24 protein-coding genes are annotated in these 26,517 nt (G+C 41.6%); 11 read left to right on the top strand and 13 right to left on the bottom strand.

What is annotated here, in order from left to right; all coding sequences use genetic code 11:
* Window positions 1–14 precede the first annotated feature (14 nt).
* Window positions 15–923, top strand: a complete 909-nt coding sequence (locus MHB83_RS08520) for a LysR family transcriptional regulator (protein WP_212046308.1) — start codon at window positions 15–17, stop codon at window positions 921–923.
* A gap of 33 nt (window positions 924–956) precedes the next feature.
* On the opposite strand, the gene MHB83_RS08515 is transcribed toward MHB83_RS08520, so the two are convergent.
* Window positions 957–1,436 carry a YbaK/EbsC family protein gene (locus MHB83_RS08515; RefSeq protein ID WP_106032782.1) on the bottom strand — a complete coding sequence of 160 codons (480 nt, stop codon included), beginning with the start codon at window positions 1,434–1,436 and terminating at the stop codon, window positions 957–959.
* A gap of 149 nt (window positions 1,437–1,585) precedes the next feature.
* Here MHB83_RS08515 and MHB83_RS08510 point away from each other — a divergent pair, with 149 nt between their 5' ends.
* Window positions 1,586–2,785 carry an MFS transporter gene (locus MHB83_RS08510; RefSeq protein ID WP_342496812.1) on the top strand — a complete coding sequence of 400 codons (1,200 nt, stop codon included), beginning with the start codon at window positions 1,586–1,588 and terminating at the stop codon, window positions 2,783–2,785.
* Between the two features lie 17 nt (window positions 2,786–2,802).
* On the opposite strand, the gene MHB83_RS08505 is transcribed toward MHB83_RS08510, so the two are convergent.
* Window positions 2,803–3,534 (bottom strand): MurR/RpiR family transcriptional regulator, encoded by a 732-nt coding sequence (locus tag MHB83_RS08505; protein WP_137055419.1) that lies wholly within the window; start codon window positions 3,532–3,534, stop codon window positions 2,803–2,805.
* Window positions 3,535–3,733: 199 nt separating this feature from the next.
* Between MHB83_RS08505 and MHB83_RS08500 the strand changes: the two genes are divergently transcribed.
* Window positions 3,734–5,062 carry a 6-phospho-beta-glucosidase gene (locus MHB83_RS08500; RefSeq protein WP_342496811.1) on the top strand — a complete coding sequence of 443 codons (1,329 nt, stop codon included), beginning with the start codon at window positions 3,734–3,736 and terminating at the stop codon, window positions 5,060–5,062.
* Window positions 5,063–5,096: 34 nt separating this feature from the next.
* On the opposite strand, the gene MHB83_RS08495 is transcribed toward MHB83_RS08500, so the two are convergent.
* A complete protein-coding gene (locus MHB83_RS08495; protein WP_335365534.1) occupies window positions 5,097–5,345 on the bottom strand; it encodes a hypothetical protein in 249 nt (82 codons plus the stop codon).
* A 113-nt stretch (window positions 5,346–5,458) separates the two neighbouring features.
* Here MHB83_RS08495 and MHB83_RS08490 point away from each other — a divergent pair, with 113 nt between their 5' ends.
* On the top strand, window positions 5,459–5,659 hold the full coding sequence (locus MHB83_RS08490) for a hypothetical protein (protein WP_137055420.1): 201 nt from the start codon (window positions 5,459–5,461) through the stop codon (window positions 5,657–5,659).
* Between the two features lie 10 nt (window positions 5,660–5,669).
* Here MHB83_RS08490 and MHB83_RS08485 read toward each other — a convergent pair whose 3' ends face one another.
* Both MHB83_RS08485 and MHB83_RS08480 read right to left on the bottom strand, forming a co-directional pair.
* Entirely contained in the window at window positions 5,670–6,584 is a 915-nt protein-coding gene (locus MHB83_RS08485; RefSeq protein ID WP_226804749.1) for an NAD(P)/FAD-dependent oxidoreductase, read from the bottom strand.
* A gap of 64 nt (window positions 6,585–6,648) precedes the next feature.
* Entirely contained in the window at window positions 6,649–7,086 is a 438-nt protein-coding gene (locus tag MHB83_RS08480) for an Rrf2 family transcriptional regulator (RefSeq protein WP_212046310.1), read from the bottom strand.
* Between the two features lie 172 nt (window positions 7,087–7,258).
* On the opposite strand from MHB83_RS08480, the gene MHB83_RS08475 reads away from it, so the two are divergent.
* Entirely contained in the window at window positions 7,259–7,630 is a 372-nt protein-coding gene (locus MHB83_RS08475; protein ID WP_003214092.1) for a hypothetical protein, read from the top strand.
* 54 nt (window positions 7,631–7,684) lie between these two features.
* Here the strand turns inward: MHB83_RS08475 and MHB83_RS08470 are convergent, their stop codons facing one another.
* Window positions 7,685–8,539 carry an SMI1/KNR4 family protein gene (locus MHB83_RS08470; protein ID WP_322000409.1) on the bottom strand — a complete coding sequence of 285 codons (855 nt, stop codon included), beginning with the start codon at window positions 8,537–8,539 and terminating at the stop codon, window positions 7,685–7,687.
* A 107-nt stretch (window positions 8,540–8,646) separates the two neighbouring features.
* Window positions 8,647–9,621, bottom strand: a complete 975-nt coding sequence (locus MHB83_RS08465) for a tRNA-dihydrouridine synthase (RefSeq protein ID WP_106032789.1) — start codon at window positions 9,619–9,621, stop codon at window positions 8,647–8,649.
* Between the two features lie 744 nt (window positions 9,622–10,365).
* Between MHB83_RS08465 and MHB83_RS08460 the strand changes: the two genes are divergently transcribed.
* On the top strand, window positions 10,366–10,938 hold the full coding sequence (locus MHB83_RS08460; protein ID WP_342496810.1) for a hypothetical protein: 573 nt from the start codon (window positions 10,366–10,368) through the stop codon (window positions 10,936–10,938).
* Between the two features lie 164 nt (window positions 10,939–11,102).
* Here MHB83_RS08460 and rlmD read toward each other — a convergent pair whose 3' ends face one another.
* Entirely contained in the window at window positions 11,103–12,482 is a 1,380-nt protein-coding gene (gene rlmD / locus MHB83_RS08455) for a 23S rRNA (uracil(1939)-C(5))-methyltransferase RlmD (RefSeq protein WP_342496809.1), read from the bottom strand.
* A 60-nt stretch (window positions 12,483–12,542) separates the two neighbouring features.
* Complete coding sequence (locus MHB83_RS08450; protein WP_003214384.1) at window positions 12,543–13,451, bottom strand: diacylglycerol kinase; 909 nt, start codon at window positions 13,449–13,451, stop codon at window positions 12,543–12,545.
* A 181-nt stretch (window positions 13,452–13,632) separates the two neighbouring features.
* Between MHB83_RS08450 and MHB83_RS08445 the strand changes: the two genes are divergently transcribed.
* The gene (locus MHB83_RS08445; RefSeq protein WP_342496808.1) at window positions 13,633–14,586 is read left to right on the top strand and encodes a nucleoside hydrolase; all 954 of its coding nucleotides are present in this window, start codon (window positions 13,633–13,635) and stop codon (window positions 14,584–14,586) included.
* A 31-nt stretch (window positions 14,587–14,617) separates the two neighbouring features.
* Here MHB83_RS08445 and MHB83_RS08440 read toward each other — a convergent pair whose 3' ends face one another.
* A complete protein-coding gene (locus MHB83_RS08440) occupies window positions 14,618–17,827 on the bottom strand; it encodes an efflux RND transporter permease subunit (protein WP_335343248.1) in 3,210 nt (1,069 codons plus the stop codon).
* Between the two features lie 131 nt (window positions 17,828–17,958).
* Here MHB83_RS08440 and MHB83_RS08435 point away from each other — a divergent pair, with 131 nt between their 5' ends.
* Window positions 17,959–18,804, top strand: a complete 846-nt coding sequence (locus MHB83_RS08435) for a TetR/AcrR family transcriptional regulator (protein ID WP_340989017.1) — start codon at window positions 17,959–17,961, stop codon at window positions 18,802–18,804.
* A 183-nt stretch (window positions 18,805–18,987) separates the two neighbouring features.
* Here the strand turns inward: MHB83_RS08435 and gatB are convergent, their stop codons facing one another.
* The 3 genes from gatB to gatC are packed head-to-tail and all read right to left on the bottom strand — an operon-like array spanning window position 18,988 to window position 22,194.
* Entirely contained in the window at window positions 18,988–20,418 is a 1,431-nt protein-coding gene (gene gatB, locus MHB83_RS08430; RefSeq protein ID WP_003214292.1) for an Asp-tRNA(Asn)/Glu-tRNA(Gln) amidotransferase subunit GatB, read from the bottom strand.
* A 13-nt stretch (window positions 20,419–20,431) separates the two neighbouring features.
* The gene (gene gatA / locus MHB83_RS08425; RefSeq protein ID WP_342496807.1) at window positions 20,432–21,889 is read right to left on the bottom strand and encodes an Asp-tRNA(Asn)/Glu-tRNA(Gln) amidotransferase subunit GatA; all 1,458 of its coding nucleotides are present in this window, start codon (window positions 21,887–21,889) and stop codon (window positions 20,432–20,434) included.
* 14 nt (window positions 21,890–21,903) lie between these two features.
* Window positions 21,904–22,194, bottom strand: a complete 291-nt coding sequence (gatC, locus tag MHB83_RS08420) for an Asp-tRNA(Asn)/Glu-tRNA(Gln) amidotransferase subunit GatC (protein WP_003213898.1) — start codon at window positions 22,192–22,194, stop codon at window positions 21,904–21,906.
* 423 nt (window positions 22,195–22,617) lie between these two features.
* Between gatC and putP the strand changes: the two genes are divergently transcribed.
* The 3 genes from putP (at window position 22,618) to MHB83_RS08405 (ending at window position 26,478) form a co-directional block, all read left to right on the top strand.
* Entirely contained in the window at window positions 22,618–24,099 is a 1,482-nt protein-coding gene (gene putP / locus MHB83_RS08415) for a sodium/proline symporter PutP (RefSeq protein ID WP_126741168.1), read from the top strand.
* A gap of 161 nt (window positions 24,100–24,260) precedes the next feature.
* Window positions 24,261–24,959 carry an MgtC/SapB family protein gene (locus MHB83_RS08410; RefSeq protein WP_170966033.1) on the top strand — a complete coding sequence of 233 codons (699 nt, stop codon included), beginning with the start codon at window positions 24,261–24,263 and terminating at the stop codon, window positions 24,957–24,959.
* A 112-nt stretch (window positions 24,960–25,071) separates the two neighbouring features.
* A complete protein-coding gene (locus MHB83_RS08405; RefSeq protein WP_339161428.1) occupies window positions 25,072–26,478 on the top strand; it encodes an alkaline phosphatase in 1,407 nt (468 codons plus the stop codon).
* Window positions 26,479–26,517: the final 39 nt, after the last annotated feature.

Raw genomic sequence — 26,517 nt, 5'->3', positions numbered from 1 at the left:
TAGGTGGTGCGAAGTTGAATTTACATGCCCTTCGGATTTTTGCAAAGGTCGCAGAGACAAAAAGCGTCACACAAACTGCCGACGCACTATCTTTGACACAGCCAGCTGTGACGGCTCAGCTTAGAAGCATTGAACGAGAGATCGGGTTTCGCCTTTTTAAACGAAACGGTCGGGGCATTGCGCTCACAGAAATGGGAAAGATGCTGTATCCTTATGCCCGGCAAGTGTTTGAGGCTGAAAAGGAAGTAGAATATCAGATCACGCTATTACAAAACGGGAAGAAGGGGCGCCTCCGCATCGGTTCTACCTATGTACCACTCAACTTTTTACTGCCTGATTGGCTGGCTGCTTTTAAAACGTCATCACCACAGACAGAAATCGAATTAAAAAGCGGAAATTCCGCTCAAGTGATAGAGAGCCTGCTTCAATATGAATCAGATGTCGCCATCGCTGTAATTGAAGATTTGCATCATGAGGAGATCGTTACCTCTCATTTGACGAATTTAAGCTATGATTTTATTGTGCCAGCAGACCATCTGTTGAACGGAAAAACCGTTCCGCTAGAGCACCTGAGTCAGGAGCCCTTTTTAATGCGTGAAGAAGGCAGCTCCACTAGAGATAAGCTCTTTTCCCTGTTCACCTCGAAAGGAATTAAAAAACCGACTGTTGATTTACAATTCAGCGGTGTTCATGAAGCGATTCAAATGATTAAAGCTGGCTATGGGATCACACTTGTTCCCCGTGATGCGGTTCAAGGCAGTCTCACGCGGAAAGAGATTGGACGTGTATATATCGAAGGCATAGAAATCGTCAGACCTGTTGTGATCTGCAAACGGGCGAATGACCTTGAAGAAAATAGAACCGTGGATGCCTTCCTGCAAATGAAAGATATCGGTCCATTTAAGGAGCCGGCTGCAAATTAAAAAGGTGCCTGCATGAGAAACAGGCACTTTTTTCTATTCTGCTGGCTGCACGATGTCATACGGTACAGCCTTTGAGGCTTTCACTAATTGTTCTGGTGTGATCAGTATTTCATTTCCCCATTCACCTGCTCCAACGCCTAATATTTCCTCCTCTAATAGCGAAGCTTCGATGATGGTGCGGAAGCCTTCTGGCTGCCAGCAAAACGGCGGTATTGAGCCAATTCGGTAGCCTGTCACTTCTAGAACCTTCTCTGGTGATGCCATTTTAATATTACGAGAGCCGGCCGCTTTCTTTAGTTTCCCTGACTTAATATGCTGGTCTGCGCCAACCATCACAAGCAGCTGCTCCCCTTCCCCTGTTTCAAAAATCAATGTTTTGATCATTTGTCTTTCGCGAAAACCAAGGGCTGCTGCTACATTTGCGGCTCCCTTCTCTGTTTCGGAAGAAAATGTTTTGATTTCATATGGGATGCTGTGCTGATTCAAGAATTCATGTGCTGGCAGTACTTTCATTGATTTGAACCCCTTTCCTTACGATGTCTTTCATTTAGCTTATCACAATCCTCTCATCCTTAAGATGTATTTTTCAATGAAAAGCCACTGTGTCCTTCTTCACCATGCTATACTGAACTTGTTTTTGGAAAAGAAGGAGTCGATTGGATATGGGAAACAAGTTTTGGTGTTATACAGGCAGTAAAAGCCTTCTCATGCTAAGTGATATTCTATTTGTCATGACGATCACATTTGTGATCTATCAAGATACACAATCTGTTGCGTATGCAGCTTTATTTCCGTTAATAAGAACGCTATGCCAGCTATTAGCTGGGCTCATCTCTCCTGTTTTGGCAGATCACTATCAAGCGGGCCGGCTGTTGAAATGGGTCCCGCTTTTACGTCTTGGGATGCTCATCGTGTTTACAGCTCAATTTCATTTCTTTCAGCAGCATATGATTTGGCTGTTTGGTGCGCTCATTCTCATTTCCATCACAGGCGGGTTCATTAGCCCTTTATTGCAGGCCATCATGCCGATGCTTGTGCCAGAAAATCAGCTTGTGAAAGCGAACAGTACAGCCTCCATTTTTCAACAAACGGTTCAAATTGCCGGCTATTCGTTTACTGGAATGCTCGTTCTGTTCATTGGTCCCTTTTATTTAATGTGGATCACTTGTTTGATGATTGTGTTGTCTTATTTATTTTTCATCCCTTTATTTCCTCTTCTTAAGCAAGAAGACACCGTTCGAAAAGCAAATAAGATGAACAGTTTCAAGGATGGCTGGACGATCATTTGGACAAATAAAACAATTCGCACCCTGACCTTTATGGATGTGTGTGAAAATATAGCAGGCGCTGTGTGGATTGGGGCAATTACGCTTGCCTTTGTCACACAAGATTTAAACGAAAGTGAGGATTGGTGGGGATTTATCAATGCCGCTTATTATACCGGCGCCATTCTAGGCGGGCTCTTGGCTGCGTGGATAAGCCGGTTCATTCAAAAGCAGCTTCTTCTCTTTATGGCAGCTGGTTCATTCATTTATGCAGTGCTGACCATTGTCTATTCACTGAACAGCCTGCCGTGGCTTGCTTTGCTGCTTTGTATTTTGATGGGGCCTGCCTATCAAATTCGTGATGTTTCACAGCAAACCATTCTTCAAACGGAAACGCCCGTCCGAGATTTATCTAAGGTGTACTCGGCTCATTACGTCCTTTCCTCTGTATCTGTCGGTTTATCTATTTTCTTTGTTGGATTGATTGCAGATGCATTTGGAGCGAGGACTGTGTATTTGCTGGGCGGCTTGTTTGTGCTCATCTGTTCCGGGATTGCCATCCTCGCTTTTATGAGGCAGAAAAAAAAGAGCGGCTGATTCATGCAGCGGCTCTTTTACTTTTCCTTTAACATCGCGAACATATCACGAGCCATCGCTTCTAAAATATACACAACGGGCGTCTGTGTCGTAATATTAGCTCTGTGAACCCGTTCGTCTGTCACGTAATAAGCAATATTTAAATCAGAAATGCGCGAAACCGTACAGTGCTGATTGTTTGTAATGCTAATGATTTTGCTGCCTTCTCTTTTTAACTTCGAAATATGGTCGATTGTAATACTGTTCTCCCCTGATACTGACAGCACAATGGTGACACTATTGTCTAAATACTGCATATTCATCGGGAAAAACGGATCATTGATGTAAAATGAAAATTTCTCAAGACTTGAAAAGTACCTTGCCCCATACTGCGCCAAAATACCAGAGCTGCCAGTGCCAATAAACAGCACATTTTTTGCATCGGCAATGAGTCTTGCTGCCTCTTTAATTTTCCCCTCAAAGTCCCCTTTTAGTGTTCGTTCAATAAATTCATACAGAAAGTGCTGGGTGCTTTTTAAAGTAGGTGTCTGCTCTGCTTCTAAATACATTTTAAGCTTCACTTTAAACTCTGAAAAGCCTTCACAATTTACTTTTCGGCAAAAGCGAAGGACAGACGAGGTGGATATATGGGCAGCATCTGCTAAGTCCCGAATTCTCATATACACGACCTTTTCACTGTTTTCCATGATGTATCGGTATAAAGCGCTTTCTAGTTCATTAAAGCTGGAAATAACCTCACTTGAAAACATCTGACTTCCCCTTTCTCCAACAGCATGTCACAATGTGTTTCTTTTATGTAACAAATCTCTAAATAGGGCACCCTTGCCTAAAGACGCTGAAGTCATTTACGCACGAGCTGCTCTCACGATAAGCTATAGATGTACAAACAAAAGAATTGGCTTTTCTCTATTATAACATTGCGCGTTACATTATTCGGAGGTGCAGAACATGGCAAAAGGATTAAAGGTTGTCACAATTGGCGGAGGATCAAGCTATACACCAGAGCTTGTAGAAGGATTTATTAAACGATACGATGAATTCCCGATTAGCGAACTTTGGCTTGTCGATATTGAAGCGGGAAAAGAAAAGCTTGAAATCGTCGGAGATCTTGCAAAACGAATGGTGAAAAAGGCAGGACTTCCAATCGAGGTCCATTTAACATTAGATCGCCGGAAAGCGCTTGTGGACGCTGATTTCGTCACAACACAATTCCGTGTCGGACTTCTTGAAGCACGTATGAAGGATGAACGCATTCCTTTAAAATATGATGTCATTGGTCAAGAAACGAATGGTCCAGGAGGTCTATTCAAAGGGCTTCGCACCATTCCAGTCATTCTTGATATTGTGAAAGATATTGAAGAACTGTGCCCAAACGCATGGCTTGTGAACTTCACAAATCCAGCGGGTATGGTTACAGAAGCCGTACTTCGCTATTCAAACCATCGCAAAGTCGTTGGACTATGCAACGTGCCAATCGGCATTCGCATGGGAATTGCCAAAGGGCTTGATGTCGACGCAAGCAGAGTCGAGGTCAGCTTTGCTGGATTGAACCATATGGTCTTTGGACTCAATGTATTCTTAGATGGCAAAAGTATCATGGATCAAGTCATCGAAGACATGGCAGATCCAAACTCCACGATGTCGATGAACAACATTCATGCCATTCCGTGGGATGCTGATTTCTTAAAAGGGCTTGGCGTGATTCCATGTCCATATCACCGCTACTACTACAAAACAAGTGATATGCTGGCTGAAGAAAAGAAAGCAGCAGAGAATGAGGGCACTCGTGCAGAAGTCGTTCGTGCACTAGAAAATGACCTGTTCGAGCTGTACAAAGACCCTGATCTTGATATCAAGCCACTACAGCTTGAAAAACGAGGCGGTGCCTACTACAGTGATGCGGCTTGTAACTTGATTGCATCCATTTATAACGACAAGCATGACATTCAGCCTGTGAACACGATCAACAATGGTGCCATCAGTGACATTCCAAATGATTCTGCTGTTGAACTGAACTGTGTCATCACAAAAGACGGCCCTAAACCAATCGCTGTTGGCGAAATGCCAGTCGCAGTCAAAGGACTTATTTCTCAAATTAAATCCTTTGAACGTGTTGCCGCTGAAGCAGCCGTGACAGGCGATTACAACACAGCACTTGTCGCAATGACGATCAACCCGCTCGTCCCATCAGATGCCATTGCAAAAAGCATCCTAGATGAAATGCTAGAAGCACACAAAGAATATTTACCACAGTTCTTCAATAAAGTAGAAGCATAAAACAGAACCGCACTTGTCGACAAGTGCGGTTTTCTTATTTCTCTGTAAACAACTGATCCATCTGAGAGCGGTCATAGTCTAATAGCCAGTACTGTAGATCAAAAGCATATCTGACAACTTTCAAAGCACGATCCCCTGCTTTTTCTAATACAACTGATTCTTCTCCTAATGACCAATCTGCCACTTCAAAGCGAAGCCCAAAAGGCCACCCATAAAAAAGAGGCGGCGTGAGGACAAGATCAGGAAAATGACTTTTTAAAAAACTATCGGTTTGATCGCTCATGTCATATCCTTCCATTGGTTTTATTTCTTATTTTACCGTTGAAACTGATGGAAACATAATTGGAAATAAACTGTCATTTCTTATATGATAGAAAGAGATGGAGGTGTGACCAATTGAAAAAATGGTTTTTACAGGTGTTCCTCACAGCATTGATCACCATGTGGATACAGGCTGGACTTGATCAGGCGAACATCATTCATATCACCAATGTATGGGTCGATGTCAGCAGCTGGATTCTGATCTTCTTTGTCATCTACGCACTTTTTGAATGGACAGCTCACGTCTTAGCAAAAAGGAAAACCGTTCATCGCTAAACATCTCTTTTCATAGAGATGTTTTTTGTTGAAATTCTTCCTGCACAAGTTCATGGATAACGCCCATTCCTGCCTGGCTTCCAGCTGCTGCTGCAAGGACAAGCTGAGCAGGGCCGCCTAAATTGTCACCGCATGCAAAGACACCGCTGACTGTTGTACGACCAAGAATATCTGTTTCGATACCGCCATTTTTCGTCATTTGACAGCCTAGTGTTTCAGCAAATGGAGCTGACTGCTTGAAGTCACTTGCGACAAATCCGCCTTCTCTATTCACCGTTTCCCCATTCGCAAGGTGAATAGAGTGCATTTGCCCATTCTCATGATGAATGGACATAATCGGTACATCAATGACTTGGATAGAATGTGCTGATAGCAATGCCTTCTCCTCTTCAGCAAACACTTGCTGCCCATTCGTAAACACAATCAAATCCTTTGTCCAATTGGAAAGAAGTTTAGCCATATGCAAGGCGCGTGGATTCTCAGCAATGAGAGCAAGTGGCTTATCCTTTAGCTCCCAGCCATCGCAGAAAGGACAGCTAAACAACGTCTTTCCATACACTTCATGCATCCCCTTGATCTCTGGCAGTATATCCTCTAGTCCTGTTGCCAATATGATTTTCTTCGCTTCGAATCTTTCTCCCTCTTGTGTCAGTAACGCAAAGTTGACCTCATTGTTTTGTATCTCAACAATTCTAGTTCGTTTGATTTGGATATTGGAGTAGTTTTGAAGATCTGCTTCACCCGCTTGTCTGATCTCAAACGGTGTCATCCCATCGTTTGTAATAAACCCATGTGATTCCTGGGTCACTCGATTTCTTGGCATCTTGTCATCGAATACAATGACCTGTTTTCTGCCTCGCCCCACAACAAGTGCTGCACTTAATCCGGCTGGCCCGCCTCCAATAATGGCACAATCTAATAACATGTCAATCTCTCCTTTTTATTCAAGACTTTAAAGACTCTTAATATCTATAATTGGTTCAAAAAAATCACATGTTGAAAAATGGATTTTTTTCTGTCTGCTCTATTTGACTTGCGATATCAACTAACCGCTTTTGACTTAGCGTTTCCTGCATTTTCGTTTCAACATCCTGCATGACCTGTTCAATCAAACAGCCATCATGAGGCATGAAAGAATCATGTTCTAAGGAACAACGAAATAAATTGGTTTGTCCTTCTACCGACTGAATCACATCTAAAAACGAAATGTCCTCCTTCTTTTTCAGAATGGTGTAACCACCTTTTGCGCCAGGTGTTGATTCAATCAATCCTGCCTTCACAAGCTTTGTTAAGATTTTGGATAAATAAGTGGGTGAAAGGTCTTGCATCTTGGCGAGAGCCTCAACGCCTATTGCTTTCCCCTTTGGTGCAAGAGTTAAAAACACCATCGTATGCAGCGCATAGTTGGTCGCTTTAGAATATTTCATAGGAACATCCCTTTCTATCTATTACAGACCTTTTATATCTGTAATTGATCATAAAAGATTCAAGAAGAAAAAGCAAGTGTCGTGCATCTCCTTCCTGAATTCATTCCACATTTCGCATTTTCTTCCGATAATAGAAGTGTAGCAATGATGAATAGTAGAAGGAGTGAAGAAAATGTCAGATCAACAGCACAATGCAGCACACGAAGAAGAAGAGGAATTTAACGTATACGACATGCTTCCGCCCGCAGGAACAATCATTGGAGAAGCAACAGAAGAAGAAATGGAAGCTGCGGCAGCATTAGAAGTGAGACATGTCGCGTTCATGCGCCTTCAAGATATGTTCATTCAATTTGATGGCTCGTCTTACAAAGACTTATTAAAAGACTTCCAAGAATTCGAATTGGATTCAACAAAATTCTGGAGAGCCATTGCTAGACGCCTGCAAGTTCCATACGAATGGCCAATCCGACTCGACCACGCAAACGGCCCTATTTATATAGGTGAAACAGAGGATAGCCGTGAGGTTGAGGAGAGTGCGGAGTAAGGAAATGGTGACCCCCTTTTTGGTGAGGGGGTCTATTTTAAAAATGATAAATACTTATTCCTCTAAATCAAATTCAAATGCGATTGATATATTAATGGCAATGTTATGCATCTCATCTATTTCTGATTGACTCAATTGTTTCGCAAAACGACGTGCATGCTCGACAACATCAGCATGCTGCTTAATCATTTCATCATTCATTATAAAGATCGTATTGATTGCCCAGCCAGCAGTCGTTAACATTTCTTCGTTCTGAAGGGTGTCCATATATGTTTCTACTTCAGAAAAAATCCACTTGATATCATCAATTTGTTCTACTTGGAAATTCGCGATTTTTGAAAGCTGCTCAGGGTCTTTGGTTAAGAAGATATCTTTCACTTCTTCTTTTGATAATGGTTTATTCTGCTTTTCATATTCAGCCAGCCACTCTTCATCTGACATTTCATCTTCTTCGCTATCTTCTGCGGTATAATGCCCCACAATCAATTCATCAAACGAATTCGCTAATTTAAAATCCGTCTCATATTCTAGATCAAAGTAATGAATTGGCGGATGTTCCTTTGTTTCTCTATAGTCCAATGCAATCCACGTATGACCATCCCCACAAATGAGCACAAGTCCCTCAGGCAATTCCCATTCTTCTATTAAATAATCACTATCCATGATGCCTTCATTTTTGGCAATTCCTCTTAAATGATCAAATGACACATGATCCTCTGCCCATCCATTCGGCTGGTCCGTTGGGAAAGCGTTATGCAGGGTATACCCGCCATTTTGTTCGAGGATAAGTTTCTTATATGTATCAGGCAGGATGACGCCTAGCTTCTTTTCCGCTTTTGCGATGCCTTTTTCATTGATTTTCTTAAATGTCTCTTCACTTTCTCTGTCTGTATCCCAAAATGGTTTCAAATAAAATACCTCCAATTGTTATTTCTATCTCATTTTACCATTTAAGCGAACTAGTTTAATAGTCCTATTTAATAAAAAAAGAGAAGGGTTCCCCCTCCTCTTGTTGGTCATGATTGTTCTTGATTTCTCGCTTCAAATTCATCCAGCATTGCACGCACTTCATCTGTTGATGATGTATTCATTAATTGATTTCTTAGGAAACTCGCTCCTCTGAACCCTTTTACATAAATCTTAAAGAAACGGTGCAGTGCCTTGAATGGACGCAAGCCTAGTGATGAGTATTGATCATGAAGATCAAGATGTAATCTTAAAAGACCAAGCAGTTCATCACTCGTATGCTCCTTCGGCTCTTTTTCAAAAGCAAATGGGTTATGGAAAATCCCGCGCCCAATCATCACACCGTCCACTCCATACTGCTCAGCGAGCTTCAAGCCCGTTTGACGATCAGGAATATCACCATTGATCGTCAAAAGCGTATCAGGTGCTACTTCATCACGAAGTTTTACAATCTCAGGAATGAGCTCCCAATGCGCATCCACCTGGCTCATTTCCTTTCTAGTACGAAGGTGGATCGATAAGTTCACAATGTCTTGCTCCAAAATGTGTCTGAGCCAATCGCGCCATTCATCGACCTCTGTAAAACCAAGTCTTGTTTTTACACTGACAGGCAGTCCCCCAGCTTTTGCAGCTTGAATCAGTTCTGCGGCAACGTCTGGACGAAGAATCAATCCACTGCCCTTCCCGTTTTGCGTGACATTCGGAACAGGACAGCCCATATTAATATCAAGCCCCTGAAACCCTAATTCCGCCATTCCAATGCTCATTTGTCTAAAGTTCTCAGGTTTGTCTCCCCAAATATGAGCAACAATTGGCTGCTCATCCTCTGTGAAAGTTAAACGCCCCTTCACACTTTGAATCCCATCAGGATGGCAATAGCTCTCACTGTTCGTAAACTCTGTGAAAAACACATCCGGTCTCGCCGCCTCACTCACAACATGACGAAACACAACATCTGTCACTTCTTCCATTGGTGCTAATATAAAAAATGGCCGCGGTAAATCACGCCAGAAATTTTTACTCATCTTTCATCCAATTCCTCTCATGACATAGCGCCTAAAGGGCATGTCCTTCTATAAAGTCTTTCAGCAATTTTTATCATTATATACTTTTGTAAGGATTCAACGCAAAAGGAGTATAAAATGAACAAAATACTATCAGCACTTTATAAAATATCAAAAATTTGAGGAGACGTAAACGCCGTTCAAAAGCTACTTCTGGGAAACGTGTCACGCGACGGGCAGCAGGTACAGCATCCGGCAAACTAATGAAAAGATATTCAAATAAAAAAGCCCTATGCAGGGACTTTTTAAATTGTAATTGCCTTTTCTGTTACATGATAAGTGTTAGAAGTAATAATTTTATCAAGTGACCAACCGGCAGCGAATAACACAGAAAAAATTGTTAAATTGATAAATAACTTCATCATCTTTAGATATTCTTTATTCAAAATATATCAGGTTATATAAAATACAGTACTAAGATACAATTTATTCTTAATATGGTTTTTGTTACAATTTTTGTGTATCGCATAGATAAAAGTGCTTTTCTTAAAAGCTGCCGCTTGGATCAGAAAACATTCTGCCAAAATCGCAAAAGTAATGGATAAAGGGGAAAAATGGACAGAAAAACAGTTCACAAATGCTTTTATTAAGATGGGTGCCCCTCGAGATGTTGCTAAAACATTGGCAAAATTCATCATTACTCTTATCTAAATATAAAAATAAGGGCTATTAGTTTCTAATAGTGCTTTTTTATGGAGGGTCTTCATGTCTTTTTCTTACGTGATTTCATTGACTTTTTTAATACTCCTTTTAGTGTCTATCATACTCTATACTTTTTTAAGAAAGAAAAACGTTGTAGATGAAGCCCCTGGCGCTATTGCTGCCGTTCTTCTTATTTTGCTTATATTTTTTTCCCTAAGTTTAGTTATTGCCCTTCCAACTGTCATGCTTTATCTAGTATCATTGGGAGTAAATTTTCTTTTCGGTGAATACATCACTTATGATTCATTTTTTTCTATGATTACCTTCTCGTTGTTAGTTAGCATCATTGTGATTTTTTGGTCATTTATCGTTTTATTTATAGGGAAAGGAATCACTTTTTTGTTGAAGGTCCCAAATTGGATAACTTATATTTTAGAATTTTTTGCTTCGTGGGCTCTTATTTACTTCACGATTAAATATGTACTAAATTTGAAGATAATTGAAGTTTCTATATGGGGAAATGGGGTATTGATTTTATCTTTCTTTGTTAGCTTTTTATACATCGGACTTGATATCATATCCTCTGCGCTTGATCAAAAGAATCAAAATATAGAAGAAGAACCCCCTATCCAATAATGGAGAAGGGGTTTATTCATTTCATAGCTTTTTCTATCTATATTCATATGTCTATAGAGTTTTATTTTAATAGCATTTCAAGCGAATTTTTCATTCTAACGGAGGGGAAGCAAAAATAAGAATATCCCGATATCGATATTTTTCACGAAATCGGGATATCTCAATTAATGATTGATTACAAGACTTGCCACGCACTCCACATGACTCGTATGCGGAAACATATCCACAGGCTGCACTTCCTCTGTCACATACCCACCATCTTCAAGAATGCGCAAATCACGAGCAAGCGTCCCTGGATTACAGGAAACATAAACAACTCGGTTTGGTTTCATCTTTAAAATGGTGTCAAGCAGTGCTTCGTCGCAGCCTTTTCTTGGTGGATCGACGACGAGGGTATCTGCTTTGATGCCTTCTTTGTACCAGTTTGGGATGACGGTTTCTGCTTCGCCGACTGCGAATTCGACGTTGTTGATCTCGTTTAAGGCAGCGTTGCGTTTTGCGTCTTCAATTGCTTCTGGCACAATTTCTACGCCATATACTCTGCCTGCTTTTTGTGCGAGAAATAAAGAGATCGTCCCGATTCCGCAATACGCATCAATAACAGTTTCTTCTCCTTGTAGCTCGGCATATTCAAGCGCTTTGTCGTAAAGCACTTTTGTTTGAGCTGGATTCACTTGGTAAAACGAGCGGGCTGAAATGGCAAATTTGATGTCGCCAATCGTGTCATAAATGTATTCTTCTCCCCATAAAACAGTCGTCTCGTCTCCGAAAATAACATTTGTTTTCTTTGAATTCACGTTTTGCACAATTGACCGAACGTGTGGGAAGCGTGCTATAATCTGCTCAATCACCTGCTGCTTTTGCGGAAAGTCAGCCGTTCTAGTAACAAACACAACCATCATTTCACCTGTTGCAATGCCGTAGCGAACCATCACATGACGCAGCCAGCCTTTGTGCCGCTCTTCGTTATATGCTTTGATGCCAAACGCATTACATATGTCTTTTACTGTCTGTACCACTTCGTCATTTTCTGACTGCTGGATCAAACATTTTTCCATATCGATGATTTCATGGGTACGCTGCTGATAAAATCCTGCAACTAGTCCGCCTTCGCGTTCGCCAATTGGAACTTGTGCTTTGTTTCTGTAATTCCAAGGGTCTTCCATGCCGAGTACAGGATGAACTTTTACACGGCTCATATCAAGCTTGCCGATCCGCTCTAAAACGTCCTTTACTTGTTTCTGTTTAAATAGCAGCTGGCCTTCATAGCTCATATGCTGAATTTGACAGCCGCCGCACTGCTTATAGATAGGACATGGCGCATCTTGCCTATGCTGACTTTCCTTTGTCAGCTCCATGAGTCGCCCAAAAGCAAATCCTTTTTTGACACGTGTGACTTTGATTTTCCCTTGTTCGTCAGGCAGTGCATTCGGTACAAAGACAGGGAATCCTTCAATTTTCGCTACACCTGCACCTTCGTGCGTTAAGTCTTCGAAGGTTACATTGTAGTATTCATTCTTTTCAACAGGCGGTTTCATTTTCACCAATTTTATCACCTCATTTGCAAAGAAAAACTTGGTGCCATAAGGAACCAAGTTCAATCTCTACCCTATTTTTTCAGCTGTTGCTTTTGGCACTATAAATTCAATATGACGATACAGGTTTTCAAATTCACCTGGCAGCATGCCGCCGAATTCGCCATCTAAATTTAATTGCATTTTATCTTTTACATCTACCTTCACGCGATTCGCTTTTGTGTAGATGACATTGTTATCATGAATATGCTCGCCTCGCAGTGCAAGGCTGACTACTCGAATGGCTTCTGCTAAATTGACCTTCTTTAAAATAATCAGGTCAAACATGCCATCATCCAAAACAGAATCTGGCGCTAGCTTTTCAAAGCCGCCTACTGAGTTTGTGAGTGAAACAAGAAACAGCATGATTTCTCCATGAAACAATTTGCCGTCATATTCAATTTCGACTTCTGTCGGGCGGATAGAAGGAAGCATCTCCATGCCTTTTAAATAATAAGCAAGCTGTCCAAGCATTGTCTTCAGCTTACTAGGCACTTCATAGGTGAGCTCTGTTAACCGGCCGCCGCCTGCAATATTAATAAAATAATGGCCATTGACTTTACCGATATCAAGCGGCTTCGCTACACCATCTATAATGGCATCTGTTGCTTTTAAAACACCTTCTCGTGGAATTCCAAGTGCTCTTGCGAAGTCATTTGTTGTTCCAACCGGAATAATTCCTAGTTTTGGTCTTTTTTCAAGCGGTGCTAGTCCATTGACGACTTCATTGATCGTGCCGTCTCCACCTGCTGCTACAATTAAATCAAAGTCTCTCTGTGCGGCATTCTCAGCTGCTTGTGTCGCATCTCCTGCACATGTCGTTGCATGACAAGATGTTTCATAGCCAGCTTGTTCAAATTTTTGCAAAACCTGCGGCAAATTCTTCTTGAAGAGTTCACGCCCAGATGTCGGATTGTATATAATTCGAGCACGTTTCATTCATCATCATCCTATATTCATTATGCAATCTATTTTCACCACTAACAACCTTTAATTATACTATGAGATTTGAAAATGGCAACAGAACAACACCCTAATATGACAAATCTCCTGCCACATTTCCCTCAGCAAGAAAGCATTCTGATAAGATAAAAGAAAACGCTGTAAAGGATGGTTTGCGATGAAAAAGCCTGTCTATTTTAATCATGATGGCGGTGTTGATGACCTCGTCTCGTTATTTCTTCTCCTTCAAATGGAACATCTGAAAGTGATTGGGACGTCTGTGATTCCTGCTGATTGTTATTTAGAGCCTGCTCTCAGTGCGTCTCAAAAAATCATTGATCGATTTAGCCCATATGAAATTGAAGTCGCTACTTCAAATTCTAGAGGCGTCAATCCCTTTCCAAAAGAGTGGCGCATGCATGCTTTTTATGTAGACGCCTTACCTATTTTAAACGAGAAAGGCACTGTTGATACAAAAGTGTCCAAGCTTCCAGCACATCTTCATTTAATCGAAACTGTTAAAAAGTCTGCAGAACCTGTCACGCTGCTCTTTACAGGTCCGCTCACAGACCTTGCACGCGCCTTAGAAGAAGATCCTTCAATCTCTAATAAAATTGAACAATTGGTATGGATGGGCGGTACGTTTCTTGAAAAAGGCAATGTTGAGGAACCCGAGCATGATGGGACAGCAGAATGGAATGCATTTTGGGACCCTTATGCTGTCAGCACTGTCTTCAAGGAACGCTTTCCTATTGAAATGGTCGCACTTGAGAGCACAAATCAAGTTCCGCTTACACCTGATATTCGTCAGCGGTGGGCTTCCCTTCGTTCTCATATCGGGATTGATTTTATTGGGCAGTGTTACGCCTTTTGCCCGCCTCTCATTCATCACGAAACCAACTCGACTTACTACTTATGGGACGTGCTGACAACGATCACTCTTGCTTCCTCATCATTTACTCGTTCAAAGGAAATGAATGCGATCGTTTACACCGAAACGCCAAAGCAAGGACGTACCGAAGAGCAAACAGATGGAAAATCAATTCAAGTGATTGACCATGTCGATCGTGACGCATTTTTCCAAGCATTTGAAGAGCTTATGAAAAGAGCTGTTTGTCAGATTTCAACATAAAAAAGCCCCGCCATCAAAGCGGGGCCCCATCTCAATCTTCTTCTACGTATTTCTTTTTGCGTTTAAATTTGCTTAACACTTCGTATACGATTGGTACGATAACCAGTGTTAACAATGTTGAACTTGCGAGACCACCAATGACTGTGACGCCAAGTCCTTTTGAAACAATTTGGCTTCCGCCTTCAAATCCTAATGCTAATGGAAGAAGTGCCCCAATTGTCGCAAGTGCCGTCATTAAGATTGGACGTACTCTTATTGTACCAGCTTCCAGTAATGCCTCTCTTGTTGAGAGTCCTTCTTTCTCTTTATGAATGACTCGGTCAATTAAGACGATCGCGTTTGTCACAACAATTCCGATCAGCATGAGCAATCCAATCATGGCGTTTAAGCTGATGGTTTCTTTTGCTAAAAATAATCCAACGAGCGCGCCAATAATTGTAAATGGAAGCGAGAAGAGAATTGCAAATGGTGCAAGACCTCCGCCAAATGTGATGACGAGAACGAGATACACAATGGCAATCGCTGCGAGCATTGCGAGCCCAAGCTGTGTAAAGGATTCCTCAATATCCGCACTTACGCCGCCTGTGTCAATCGTTACGCCAGATTTCAGATCAAGCTTGTCGACTTTTTTCTGAACATCCTGTGTCACACTTGAGACATCATCTGTTGTCATGTCTCCAGACACTTCTGCGTAGATTTTTCCATCACGTTTTGTCACCGTATTCGCTGTCGTACCATTTCTTACTTTTACGACATCACCAATTCGGACTTCTTGCCCTGTTGGTGTTGTGATCTTTTTATTTTCTAAATCTTTTTTGCTCTTATATTCATCTTTTTCCGTTTGAAGATTCACATCAAGTTCTTTGCCGTCCTCAGTTACTTTCGTCAGTGTTGTTTCACTATTTTGAGGAGCAATCGCTTGAGCGATTTGTGAAGCAGTTAGACCCAGTTTCGCCAGTTTTTCTTGATCTGCATTAAACGTATATTCGTCGTATTTCTCAGATAAGCTTGTGCTGACATTTTTCAGGTTTTTCTCATCTTTTAAGATGTTCTCGACATCTTTTACTGTGCCTTCAATATCGCTTACTTTGTCACCGTAGACATAGTACGTTACTGTATTGCTTGCGCCAGCAGATGAGAAGTCTTGTGATTTCCATTCCCCTTTAGACGTTTTGTCTTGCAGAGCTTTGACCACTTTATCTTTTTCTTTATCAAAGTTTGGTGTGTCTTCATCATATTGTACGAAGAATAACGCACCGTTAGAATTGCCGCCTACACTTGCTGTCAGGGCATTTGAAGAGCCTAGTGAATATTGAACAGTATTGACATGGTCACGTTTGATCAAATATTCTTCTGCTTTTTTCGTTTCATCGATAGCTTGTTCTCTCGTTTGTCCAGGTTCAGGTGTATAAGTCACCATCGCCGTCTTCTCTGCTTCCTGTGGTAAGAAGCTGACACCGACAAGTGGTGCTAAGAATAAGCTTCCGACAAGCATAAGAATGGCAATTCCTGATGTGATCCATTTGTGGTTCAATGTCCAATTGAGTACACGTCTATAACCGCCAGCAAGCTTGCTTGGTTTATGTTCTTTTACCTTTTTCGCTGTGCCGTACAGGTTCTTTTTAAATAGACTGTGTGCCATCATTGGAACAATCGTAATGGCGACAAGGAGTGAAGCCATTAAAGCAAACACAATCGTTAATGCAAATGGGATGAATAGTTCACCAATCATTCCACCCACAAGTGCTAGCGGTAAGAAGACCGCAATTGTGACGATCGTCGAAGACATGATTGGAATAAACATTTCTTTTGTGGCTTCTTTAACGAGTTCTTTTCCTTTTAATGGCTCATCCTTTAATGCCATTCGTCGATATATGTTTTCTATGACAACAATGGAGTCATCAACAACACGCCCAATGGCGACGGTCATGGCACCAAGTGTCATGATATTTAGTGTGATATCCAGCTGATTTAATATTAAAACAGCAATCAACAGAGATAACGGAATGGAGATGACCGAAATTAAGGTTGATTTGATATCTCGAAGGAACAACATAATGATAATGATCGCAAAAATCGCTCCGATGATAGCCTTATTCAGCATTGTGCTAACGGACTCTTTAATCGGTTCTGCTTGATCATATGTGGTACTTACTTTGATTCCTTTGTTATCTTTCTTAAACTTCTCAAGTTCTTTTGTGACTGCTTCTGCTACACTTACTGTGTTGGCATCAGAGCCTTTGACAATTTGCAGACCGATACTGTCTTTTCCATTTGTTCTAGAGATCGATTCTGCATTCTTGACGACTTTAATATCCGCAATCTCAGAAAGCTTAATTGTCGGCAGCTCTACAGATTGACCGCTCGCTGCACTTCCACTAGGTTGCTGCTGGGCTGCTGCTTGCTGCTGACTTGCATTTCCAGCCTGCTGCTCCGCACCTTGCGCACCTGGGTTTTCAGCGCCGCTAGATGGTGCTCCAGCTCCACTGCTTGCACTTGGTGTGACAGGAATTCGCATGTTTTTCAAATCTTTGACGCTTAAAATATTGCCGTCCACGACAACTGATTTTTGTTTGTTGCCAAATGTGTATAAACCTAATGGCACATTCACATCAGAGCCTTTGATCATGTTTTGGACGGTTTCTTCATCTAAACCGTATTCTTTCAATTTTTTTTGTTTAAACGAAAATTCTACTTCTTTGATTTGCTGTCCAGAAGCTTCGACGGAAGATACACCGTCTAATCCTTCAAGTGAAGGGACAAGGTCATCTTCCACTTTTTTCGTCAGGTTTTCTAATGATTCTTTATCACCAGATACACTGAGTGCTAATATTGGGACCGCATTGATACTAAAGCGTGCGATTTTTGGTTTTTCTGCATTTTCCGGAAAATTGATATTGTTAACCGCATCTTCAATTTCCTTTTTTGCTTCATCCATGTCTTTGTTGTAATCGTACTCGACTTGAATCGATGAAGCATTTTCAAAAGAATTGGATGTGACTACATTGACTCCGTTTAGGTTTTGAATAGACTTCTCAATTGGATCGGTCACCTTATCTGATACTTCGTCCGGCGTTGCGCCAGGATACGTTGTAGAAACCGTAATGACTGGAGTGTTGATATTCGGGATTGATTCTTGTTTCATATTCAATCCAGCATATAGACCAGCAACTGTTACGATAATTGTCATGAGCCATACAGCGAACTTATTCTTTAATACAAAATTGATAATCGAATTCATTATGTCCTCCATTTTCCTTTATGTATTGACTGACTGGTCATTCTATATCATAATAAACGGTGATATACAATGCCGTCAACCATTTCTCTTGCGTTTGACGTAACATTCTAAAGCTGAAGGGGCCTTATTTGATGAACGAAAAAAAAGAAAAAATCATTAAAGCAAGCATCCAGTTGTTTGCGAAAAAGGGTTTTTCTTCTACGACCATTCAGGAAATAGCAGATGAGTGCGGAATATCGAAAGGCGCGTTTTATTTGCATTTCAAATCAAAAGAACAGCTTTTCAACCGAGCGTTCGAATATTATATCGACACTTCTATGCAAAGTATTGAAACGATTCGAAAAGAGAATCAGCATCTCGCACCGAGAGAGATCTTCCAGAAGCAAATCGCTGAACAGTTTCAGCATTTTGCTGAGAACAAGGATTTTATCATTTTGATCCTCAGCGAGAACATTATTCCAGAAAACCAGCAAATTAAAAAGTATTCAAAAACTGTGAAAAAGCAAATGAATGATGAAATTCAAATTTCCATCTTGACCACTTATGGACAGGAGATCGAACCATTTATAACTGACCTGTCAGTCATGATTCAAGGAATCATCCAATCGTATGTGCAGGTGCTGCTTTTACAAGATCAGATGCAATTATCATTTGATGAGCTCTCTTCCTTTATACTCGAACGATTAGATGATTTGGTTCAAGGTATGCTTCGTTCTCAGACAAAACCAATCTTAAAGCCAACCATTTGGGACGATGAAGCGCCGAGTGCTGCATCCCTAGAAGAGGAGCTTCGTTTGTTAAAGCTTGAGCATTTACTTTCTGATGATACCCTTGTATCCATTGAAGTCATTGAGGAAGAACTGGCGAAAGCTGAGCCTCGTAAGCCAGTCATTCAAGGAATGCTGACGAATTTAGAAAAGTGTGAGGACCCTGCTGTCATAAGAGTAGTCGAACAATTGAAGCTGTTTCTTTCATAACTTTACGCGCTGTTTTTCCGATTCGTTCACCTTTATCCCCCTTCGAATGTGCACTTTCGCTTACGCTTCATTATAAGAAAAGAATCCCCGAATTGATATACGGCGGTGGTCTGAATCTATGATAAGACCCTGTCAGTTCAAATAAAAAAAACCGCCTCTTCTCATGAGGCGGTTTTTTGCTATTTAGCGTTTTTTGATTTCTTCTAGGAGAATCTTGTTGACCATCGGCGGGTTTGCTTGTCCCTTCGATGCTTTCATGATTTGTCCGACTAAGAAACCAATCGCGCGGTCTTTTCCGTTTTTAAAGTCTTCGATGGATTGCGGGTTGTTATCAAGTGCTTCTGTGACAAGTTTGAGCAGGGCACCTTCGTCAGAAATTTGGACAAGTCCTTTTTCTTTGACGATTGTTTCTGCGTCTCCCCCATTTTCAATCAGCTCTTTGAATACCTTTTTGGCAATCTTAGAAGAAATCGTTCCTTTTTCGATGAGATTGATCATGCCAGCCAGGCCTTGCGGCGTTAGCTTTGTATCTTCCAGCTCTTTTTGAGCTGAATTTAAGTAGGCAGATACTTCACCCATCAGCCAGTTTGAAGCTTGCTTTGCTTCTGCACCTTCTGAAATGGTTGCTTCAAAGAAATCAGACATTTCTTTTGTCAGCGTCAGCACCATCGCATCATATGCAGGAAGGCCAAGCTCATCGATGTAGCGTTTGCGGCGCTCGTCTGGAAGCTCTGGAATCGATGCTCTTACGCGTTCTTTCCACTCGTCATCAATGTACAGCTCCACCAAATCTGGTTCTGGGAAGTAGCGGTAATCATCTGAGCCCTCTTTGACACGCATGAGGATCGTCTTTTTAGACGCTTCGTCATAGCGGCGAGTTTCTTGTTCGATCAAGCCGCCAGAAAGCAATACTTGCTCTTGGCGTTTCTCTTCGAATTCAAGACCTTTTTGTACGAAAGCAAATGAGTTCAAGTTCTTGAGCTCTGTTTTCGTTCCAAACTCTTCACGGCCAATCGGACGAAGTGAAATATTGGCATCACAGCGAAGTGAGCCTTCTTCCATCTTACAGTCAGATACGCCTGTATATTGAATAATAGATTTTAGTTTTTCTAAGTACGCATACGCTTCTTCTGGTGTGCGAATGTCTGGCTCAGATACGATTTCAACAAGCGGTGTGCCTTGACGGTTGAAGTCAACAAGTGAATATCCGTCGCCTGTGTGTGTCAGTTTACCTGCATCCTCTTCCAAATGGAGACGCGTAATACCGATTCGTTTCGTTTTGCCTTCTACTTCAATTTCAATCCAGCCGTTTTCACCGATCGGTTTATCAAATTGAGAAATTTGATACGCCTTTGGGTTATCAGGATAGAAGTAGTTTTTACGGTCAAATTTTGTATCTGTTGCGATCTCGCAGTTTAGCGCCATTGCTGCTTTCATTGCAAAGTTCACCGCTTCTTTGTTCAATACAGGCAGTACGCCAGGATATCCAAGGTCGATGACACTTGTTTGCGTGTTGGCAGCTGCACCAAAAGGTGTCGGCGAGCTGGAGAAAATTTTTGATTGTGTTTTTAGCTCAACGTGGACTTCAAGTCCAATTACCGTTTCAAAGTTCATTCTGATTCACCCCTTACAGTTCAGGTTTTGCTTTATGATGATCTGTTGCTTGCTCGAAAGCGTGAGCCACGCGGTAAACCGTTCCTTCATCAAAGTGCTTACCAATGATTTGCAGTCCTAACGGAAGACCGTTTGCAAATCCACAAGGCACACTGATTCCTGGAACGCCTGCAAGGTTCACAGGGATCGTTAAAATATCGTTCGCATACATCGTCAGTGGATCGCTTGTCTTTTCACCAATCTTAAATGCAGGAGTTGGTGTGGTTGGTCCTACAATGACATCATACTTTTCAAAAACATCTTCGAAGTCTTTTTTGATCAATGTACGGACTTTTTGCGCCTTTTTATAGTATGCATCATAATATCCTGAGCTAAGAGCGAATGTGCCAAGCATGATGCGGCGTTTCACTTCGTTTCCAAAGCCTTCAGAACGAGTATTTTTATATAAGTCAATCAGGTTGTCGGCATTATCTGTACGGTAGCCATAACGGATGCCGTCAAAACGCGCAAGGTTTGCAGATGCCTCTGAAGAAGACAGTAAGTAGTAAGTCGCAAGCGCATATTTAGAATGCGGAAGAGACACTTCTTCCCATGTTGCACCAAGCCCTTCTAATACTTTTAATGCTTGAAGAACAGACTCTTTTGCTTCCTCGCCAACACCTTCTCCAAGGTATTCTTTTGGCACAGCAATTTTCATGCCTTTGATGTCTCCAGTTAATGAAGAAAGAAAATCTGGGACGTCGACATTTGCACTCGTTGCGTCCATTTGATCGACCCCAGCAATCGCTTGAAGAACATATGCGTTGTCCTCTACTTTACGCGTTATCGGTCCGATTTGATCTAATGAAGAAGCAAATGCGATTAAGCCGTATCTAGATACACGGCCATACGTCGGCTTCAGACCCACAACGCCGCAGAATGATGCCGGCTGGCGAATCGAACCGCCCGTATCTGATCCAAGTGAAAATGGTACTTCACCTGCTGCAACAGAAGCTGCTGAGCCACCACTTGATCCACCTGGAACAGTGTTTAAATTCCAAGGGTTTTTCGTTGCTTTGTAGCCTGAGTTCTCTGTAGAAGATCCCATTGCAAATTCGTCCATATTTAATTTACCGATTGTGACTGCTTCCGCATCTCTTAGACGATTGACAACCGTTGCATCATAAATAGGATCAAAGTTTTGCAGGATTTTACTAGATGCTGTTGTACGTAAATCCTTTGTGACGATGTTATCTTTCACACCGATTGGCATACCGAACAATAAACCAAGCTCGTCCTTTTCACCAACTGCCTCGTCCAATTCCTTTGCATACGCACGAGCTTTCTCTTCGTCCAGTGCAAGGAATGCTTGTACTTTCCCGTCTACTTCATTGATTCGTTTATAAGACTCGTCCACTAAATCAGAAACAGACAGTTCCTTTTTATGTAAAAGCTCTTTTAATTCAGAAATTTTGTGATCAAACAGTGACATGCCTCAGGCCTCCTTTAGTCCAAAATTGATGGCACACGAATATAGCCGTCTTTATGATCAGGCGCGTTTTTGATGACTGCCTCAATGGAAAGACCTTTATTCGGAACATCTTCTCTCATGACGTTTTTCATTTTTAATACGTGTGTTGTTGGTTCAACGTTTTCCGTATCTACCTCGTTTAACTGCTCTGCAAATGAAATGATGCTATCAAGCTGTTCAGTAAACATTTCAGCTTCTTCTTCTGTAATTGCAAGCCGTGCCAAATGCGCCACGTGCTTTACTTCTTCTATTGAAATTCTAGACATGCAGGTTCACCTCCAAAAATGATACGTGTTCGTGGTCATGATCATAAGTCATATACACTTTATCATATCAAATTTTACTGTTCTAAAGCAACTTTACACAGGCGCAGCAAGAGCCCTTTTCTCTCGAAGCATCATAGTGATCCAACAGATAAAGAAAATAGTCATGCAGACCACCTTTTATTTTCAGAAAATTTTTACTTTTATTTACTTTTGTAAGCGTATACAAACTGATTCGTATCACCGATCTGTCCATTTTTTCTTCAAAATGAGGAGGTTTAAGAAGGTTGATCACTTGGGAATACTCTGTTAGGTTAAGTAACCATAGCAGTGAGAAGGGCATTCAATCAAAAAACTAGCCCTGACACTTCTGGATATTTTGATTGAGGTGATGTCAAATTTATACGAAAAAGGTGAGAACACAAAATGAGTATTGAAGTTACAATTTCCTTATCTATTTATTTTATCGGGATGCTTGCCATCGGTTGGTATGCATTCAGGAAAACACATGATTTAAATGATTATATGCTTGGTGGACGCGGACTTGGTCCATTCGTTACAGCTCTTTCAGCAGGTGCTGCGGATATGAGCGGCTGGATGCTGATGGGTGTACCAGGTGAAATGTATAAAACAGGTTTATCGACTACCTGGCTTGCGATTGGTCTCATCGTCGGTGCTTACTTAAACTATCTCATTCTTGCACCCCGTTTACGTTCTTATACAGAAATTGCTGATGATGCCATTACAATTCCTGATTTCTTTGATAAACGATTCAAAGGATCATCTTCTTTATTAAAAGCTGTATCAGCTGTCATCATTTTAATTTTCTTTACGCTGTATACATCGTCTGGGATGGTATCAGGCGGACGTTTATTTGAGTCAGCATTTGGTGCACACTACATGTTTGGACTGATTTTGACGTCAAGTATTGTTATTTTGTATACATTGTTTGGTGGATTCCTGGCAGTGAGCTTAACGGACTTTGTCCAAGGAGCTATCATGTTTTTAGCATTAGTGCTCGTGCCGATCGTTGCCTTTACACAATTAGGTGGACCTGTTGCCACATTCCAAGATATTCAACAGATTGATCCTAAATTGCTTGATATTTTTAGAGGAACGAGCGTCATTGGCATTATATCCTTCCTCGCTTGGGGACTAGGTTACTTTGGACAGCCGCATATTATCGTGCGCTTTATGGCGATTACGTCCGTCAAAGACTTAAAACCAGCACGCCGCATCGGAATGAGCTGGATGATTATTTCAGTAATTGGTTCACTATCTGTCGGTTTAGTCGGTGTTGCCTATGTTCATGAAACGGGTATGAACCTTGCTGACCCTGAAACGATCTTTATCGTCTTTTCTAAGGTGCTGTTCCATCCATATATCACTGGATTTTTACTTTCTGCCATTTTAGCGGCGATTATGAGTTCAATTTCGTCTCAGCTGCTTGTCACAGCAAGTGCGATGACAGAGGATTTATACAGAACGTTCTTTAGAAAAAAAGCATCTGATAAAGAGCTCGTGATGATTGGCCGTATGTCTGTACTCGTTGTCGCTGTAATTGCCCTTTGCCTTTCACTTAATCCAAGTGATACCATTCTTGACCTTGTCGGTTATGCGTGGGCTGGATTTGGTTCTTCATTCGGTCCAGTCATCTTACTTTGCCTATACTGGAAGCGAATGAATCATCATGGTGCCCTTGTCGGGATGATTGTTGGGGCGATAGTCGTTCTCACATGGATCACGACAGGCCTTAACCATGCAACAGGTATTTATGAAATGATTCCTGGCTTTACGTTAAGTGGATTAGCTGCCATTATTGTGAGCTTATTGACAAGTAAGCCGTCAAAAGCATCAAAACAGCTATTTAACAAAATGGAAAATCATCTTGAAGAAGAAACAAAATAAAGAACATGAAGGGTCGTCTGCCTTATGCGGATGACTCTCTTTTTAAATTAAATAAAAAGCTTTTCTTTCTTCCGATTCTGAATAAAATAAGAGTTGTGCAGCCATATGGGCTGTGAGAAGATCATATACATGATGTGAAACGTACATGAAGTGAAGGAGCGATACGCATGTTTTGGACAATTGAATGGGATACAGTCTTAAAATTAGCCGTGGCCACCTTAATCGGTTTGATTATTGGGCTTGAACGCGAGCTGAAGAAAAAGCCACTCGGCTTAAAAACGTGTATTGTCATTGCTGTCAGCTCCTGCGTGTTAACCATCATCAGCATTGATGCAGCCTACAATTTCCCTCGAGTCTCTAGGCTTCAAATGGACCCACTCAGGTTACCGGCGCAAATTATATCTGGTGTTGGTTTTATTGGAGCAGGTGTGATTCTGCGAAAAAGCAATGATGTCATCTCAGGTCTTACGACTTCTGCGATGATCTGGGGAGCAGCAGGACTTGGGGTTGCAACAGGTGCAGGATTTTATAAAGAAGCCTTCCTCAGTCTTTTCTTTATTCTGGTTAGTGTCGAATTTCTACCATGGCTCTTCCAGCGGATCGGACCGATTCGCTTACAGGAAAAAGAAATCCGCATCAGAATGTCTCTTTCTGATCGAAACCGTATGACGGATATTTTAAAAGAAATGAAAGCCCTCAACATTCGCATTCATTCTGTTCGTATTGATGATTTAACAGAAAAGAACTATCCGATTATGGAAGTACGTGTACGCGTGCATAAAGATCGCTATACAACCGATGTGTATTTTGATATTAAAGATCTAGAAGGCGTCGTTGGCGTCAAGTGTGATACGGTATAAAAGGTGATGAGGCAAAAGTCTCATCCCTTTTTTTATGGGAAAAGGGGTTGAACCATTGCCCTCATTCAAATAAAATACAAATTATGAAATAAATGATAAAAGGGGATTTTTCATGGGCTCTATGGATCGTAAAAAACGTATTTTTCTTATGAGTGGGATTCTAGCGGTACTCGTATTCGCTGCTTTATTGACCTCACATTATGTCACTCCCGTCTCAACAAATGCAGCAGACAAGAAACAAACGAAAACACCAAAAAATGTTATTTTTATCGTTGGCGATGGAATGGGGATGCCCGTGATCAAAGCCTACCGCACATTCAAGCAGGAAAAGCTTGGTTCTCCAAAAGCACAAACCGTCTGGGACCCGTATTTAGTCGGGATGCAGACCACACACCCAGATGATCCTCGAGATAATATTACCGACTCAGCTGCCGCAGCCACGGCCATGGCGACTGGAAAAAAGACATACAATGATGCCATCGCCGTCAACCAAGAAAAAGAACCTCTTAGAAGTGTCGTTGAAGCAGCAAAGGAAGCACAAATGAAAACAGCCTTTGTTGTCTCATCTGACATCACCGATGCTACACCTGCCGCTTTTGGCACACATAACGTCTCCCGAAAAAACAAAGAACAAATTGCAGACCACTTTTATGATGAGAAAATAGGCGGAGAGCACAAAGTTGATATCCTTCTAGGTGGCGGCATGCAATATTTTGACCGAAAAGACCGTGATCTTGTGAAAGAATTTGAGAAGAGCGGTTATTCCATACTAAGGTCAAAAGATGATTTAACCTCCCAATCATCTTCGAAAATGCTCGGCTTATTCCAGGAGGACGAGCTGGATCGAGCCATCGATCGTCCAAAGCATGTGCCTACTTTAAAAGCCATGACGCAGTCAGCATTAGCCCAATTAAATCAAGACAATTCGCATGGGTTTTTCATGCTGCTTGAAGGTAGTACCATTGATTCTGCTGGACATGAAAATGATGTGGTCGGCGCAATGAGTGAGATGGAGGATTTTGAGGAAGCAGTCCAAGCGGCTCTTCAATTCGCTAAAAAGGATCAAGAAACACTCGTTGTCATCACAGCAGATCATGCGACTGGCGGCTTTTCGTTTGGTGCAGACGGCATGACAAGTGAAACTGGCTATAAATGGGACCCAGCACCTATTTTAGCTGCTAAGAAAACACCTGTGTATATGGCAAAGAAAATCGCAGGCGGACAATCGGTACGTGATGTCCTTCACACCCATATTGATTTCTCGCTCACAAATGAGGAAATCTCACAGGTGGAGAAAGCGGCACAATCAGGGAAGGCCAGTACAATTCAACTCAGCATTCAACACATCTTTGATCAGCGTTCTTTCTCAGGCTGGACAACCTTTGCTCATACAGGTGAGGATGTCCCTGTCTATGCATATGGACCTGGTAAAGCAGCATTTCAAGGCTGGATCGATAATACAAAGCAAGGAAAGAACCTGTTTCATATCATTGAATCACCGTCCACCTATCGCCCATAAAAAAACAATCCCCGCCTCATCACATAGGCGGGGATTTTG

Origin of the sequence: Bacillus sp. FSL K6-3149, assembly GCF_038630515.1 — a bacterium.
Lineage (GTDB): Bacteria > Bacillota > Bacilli > Bacillales > Bacillaceae > Bacillus > Bacillus pumilus.
This window is presented reverse-complemented; position numbering and strand designations above follow the sequence as displayed.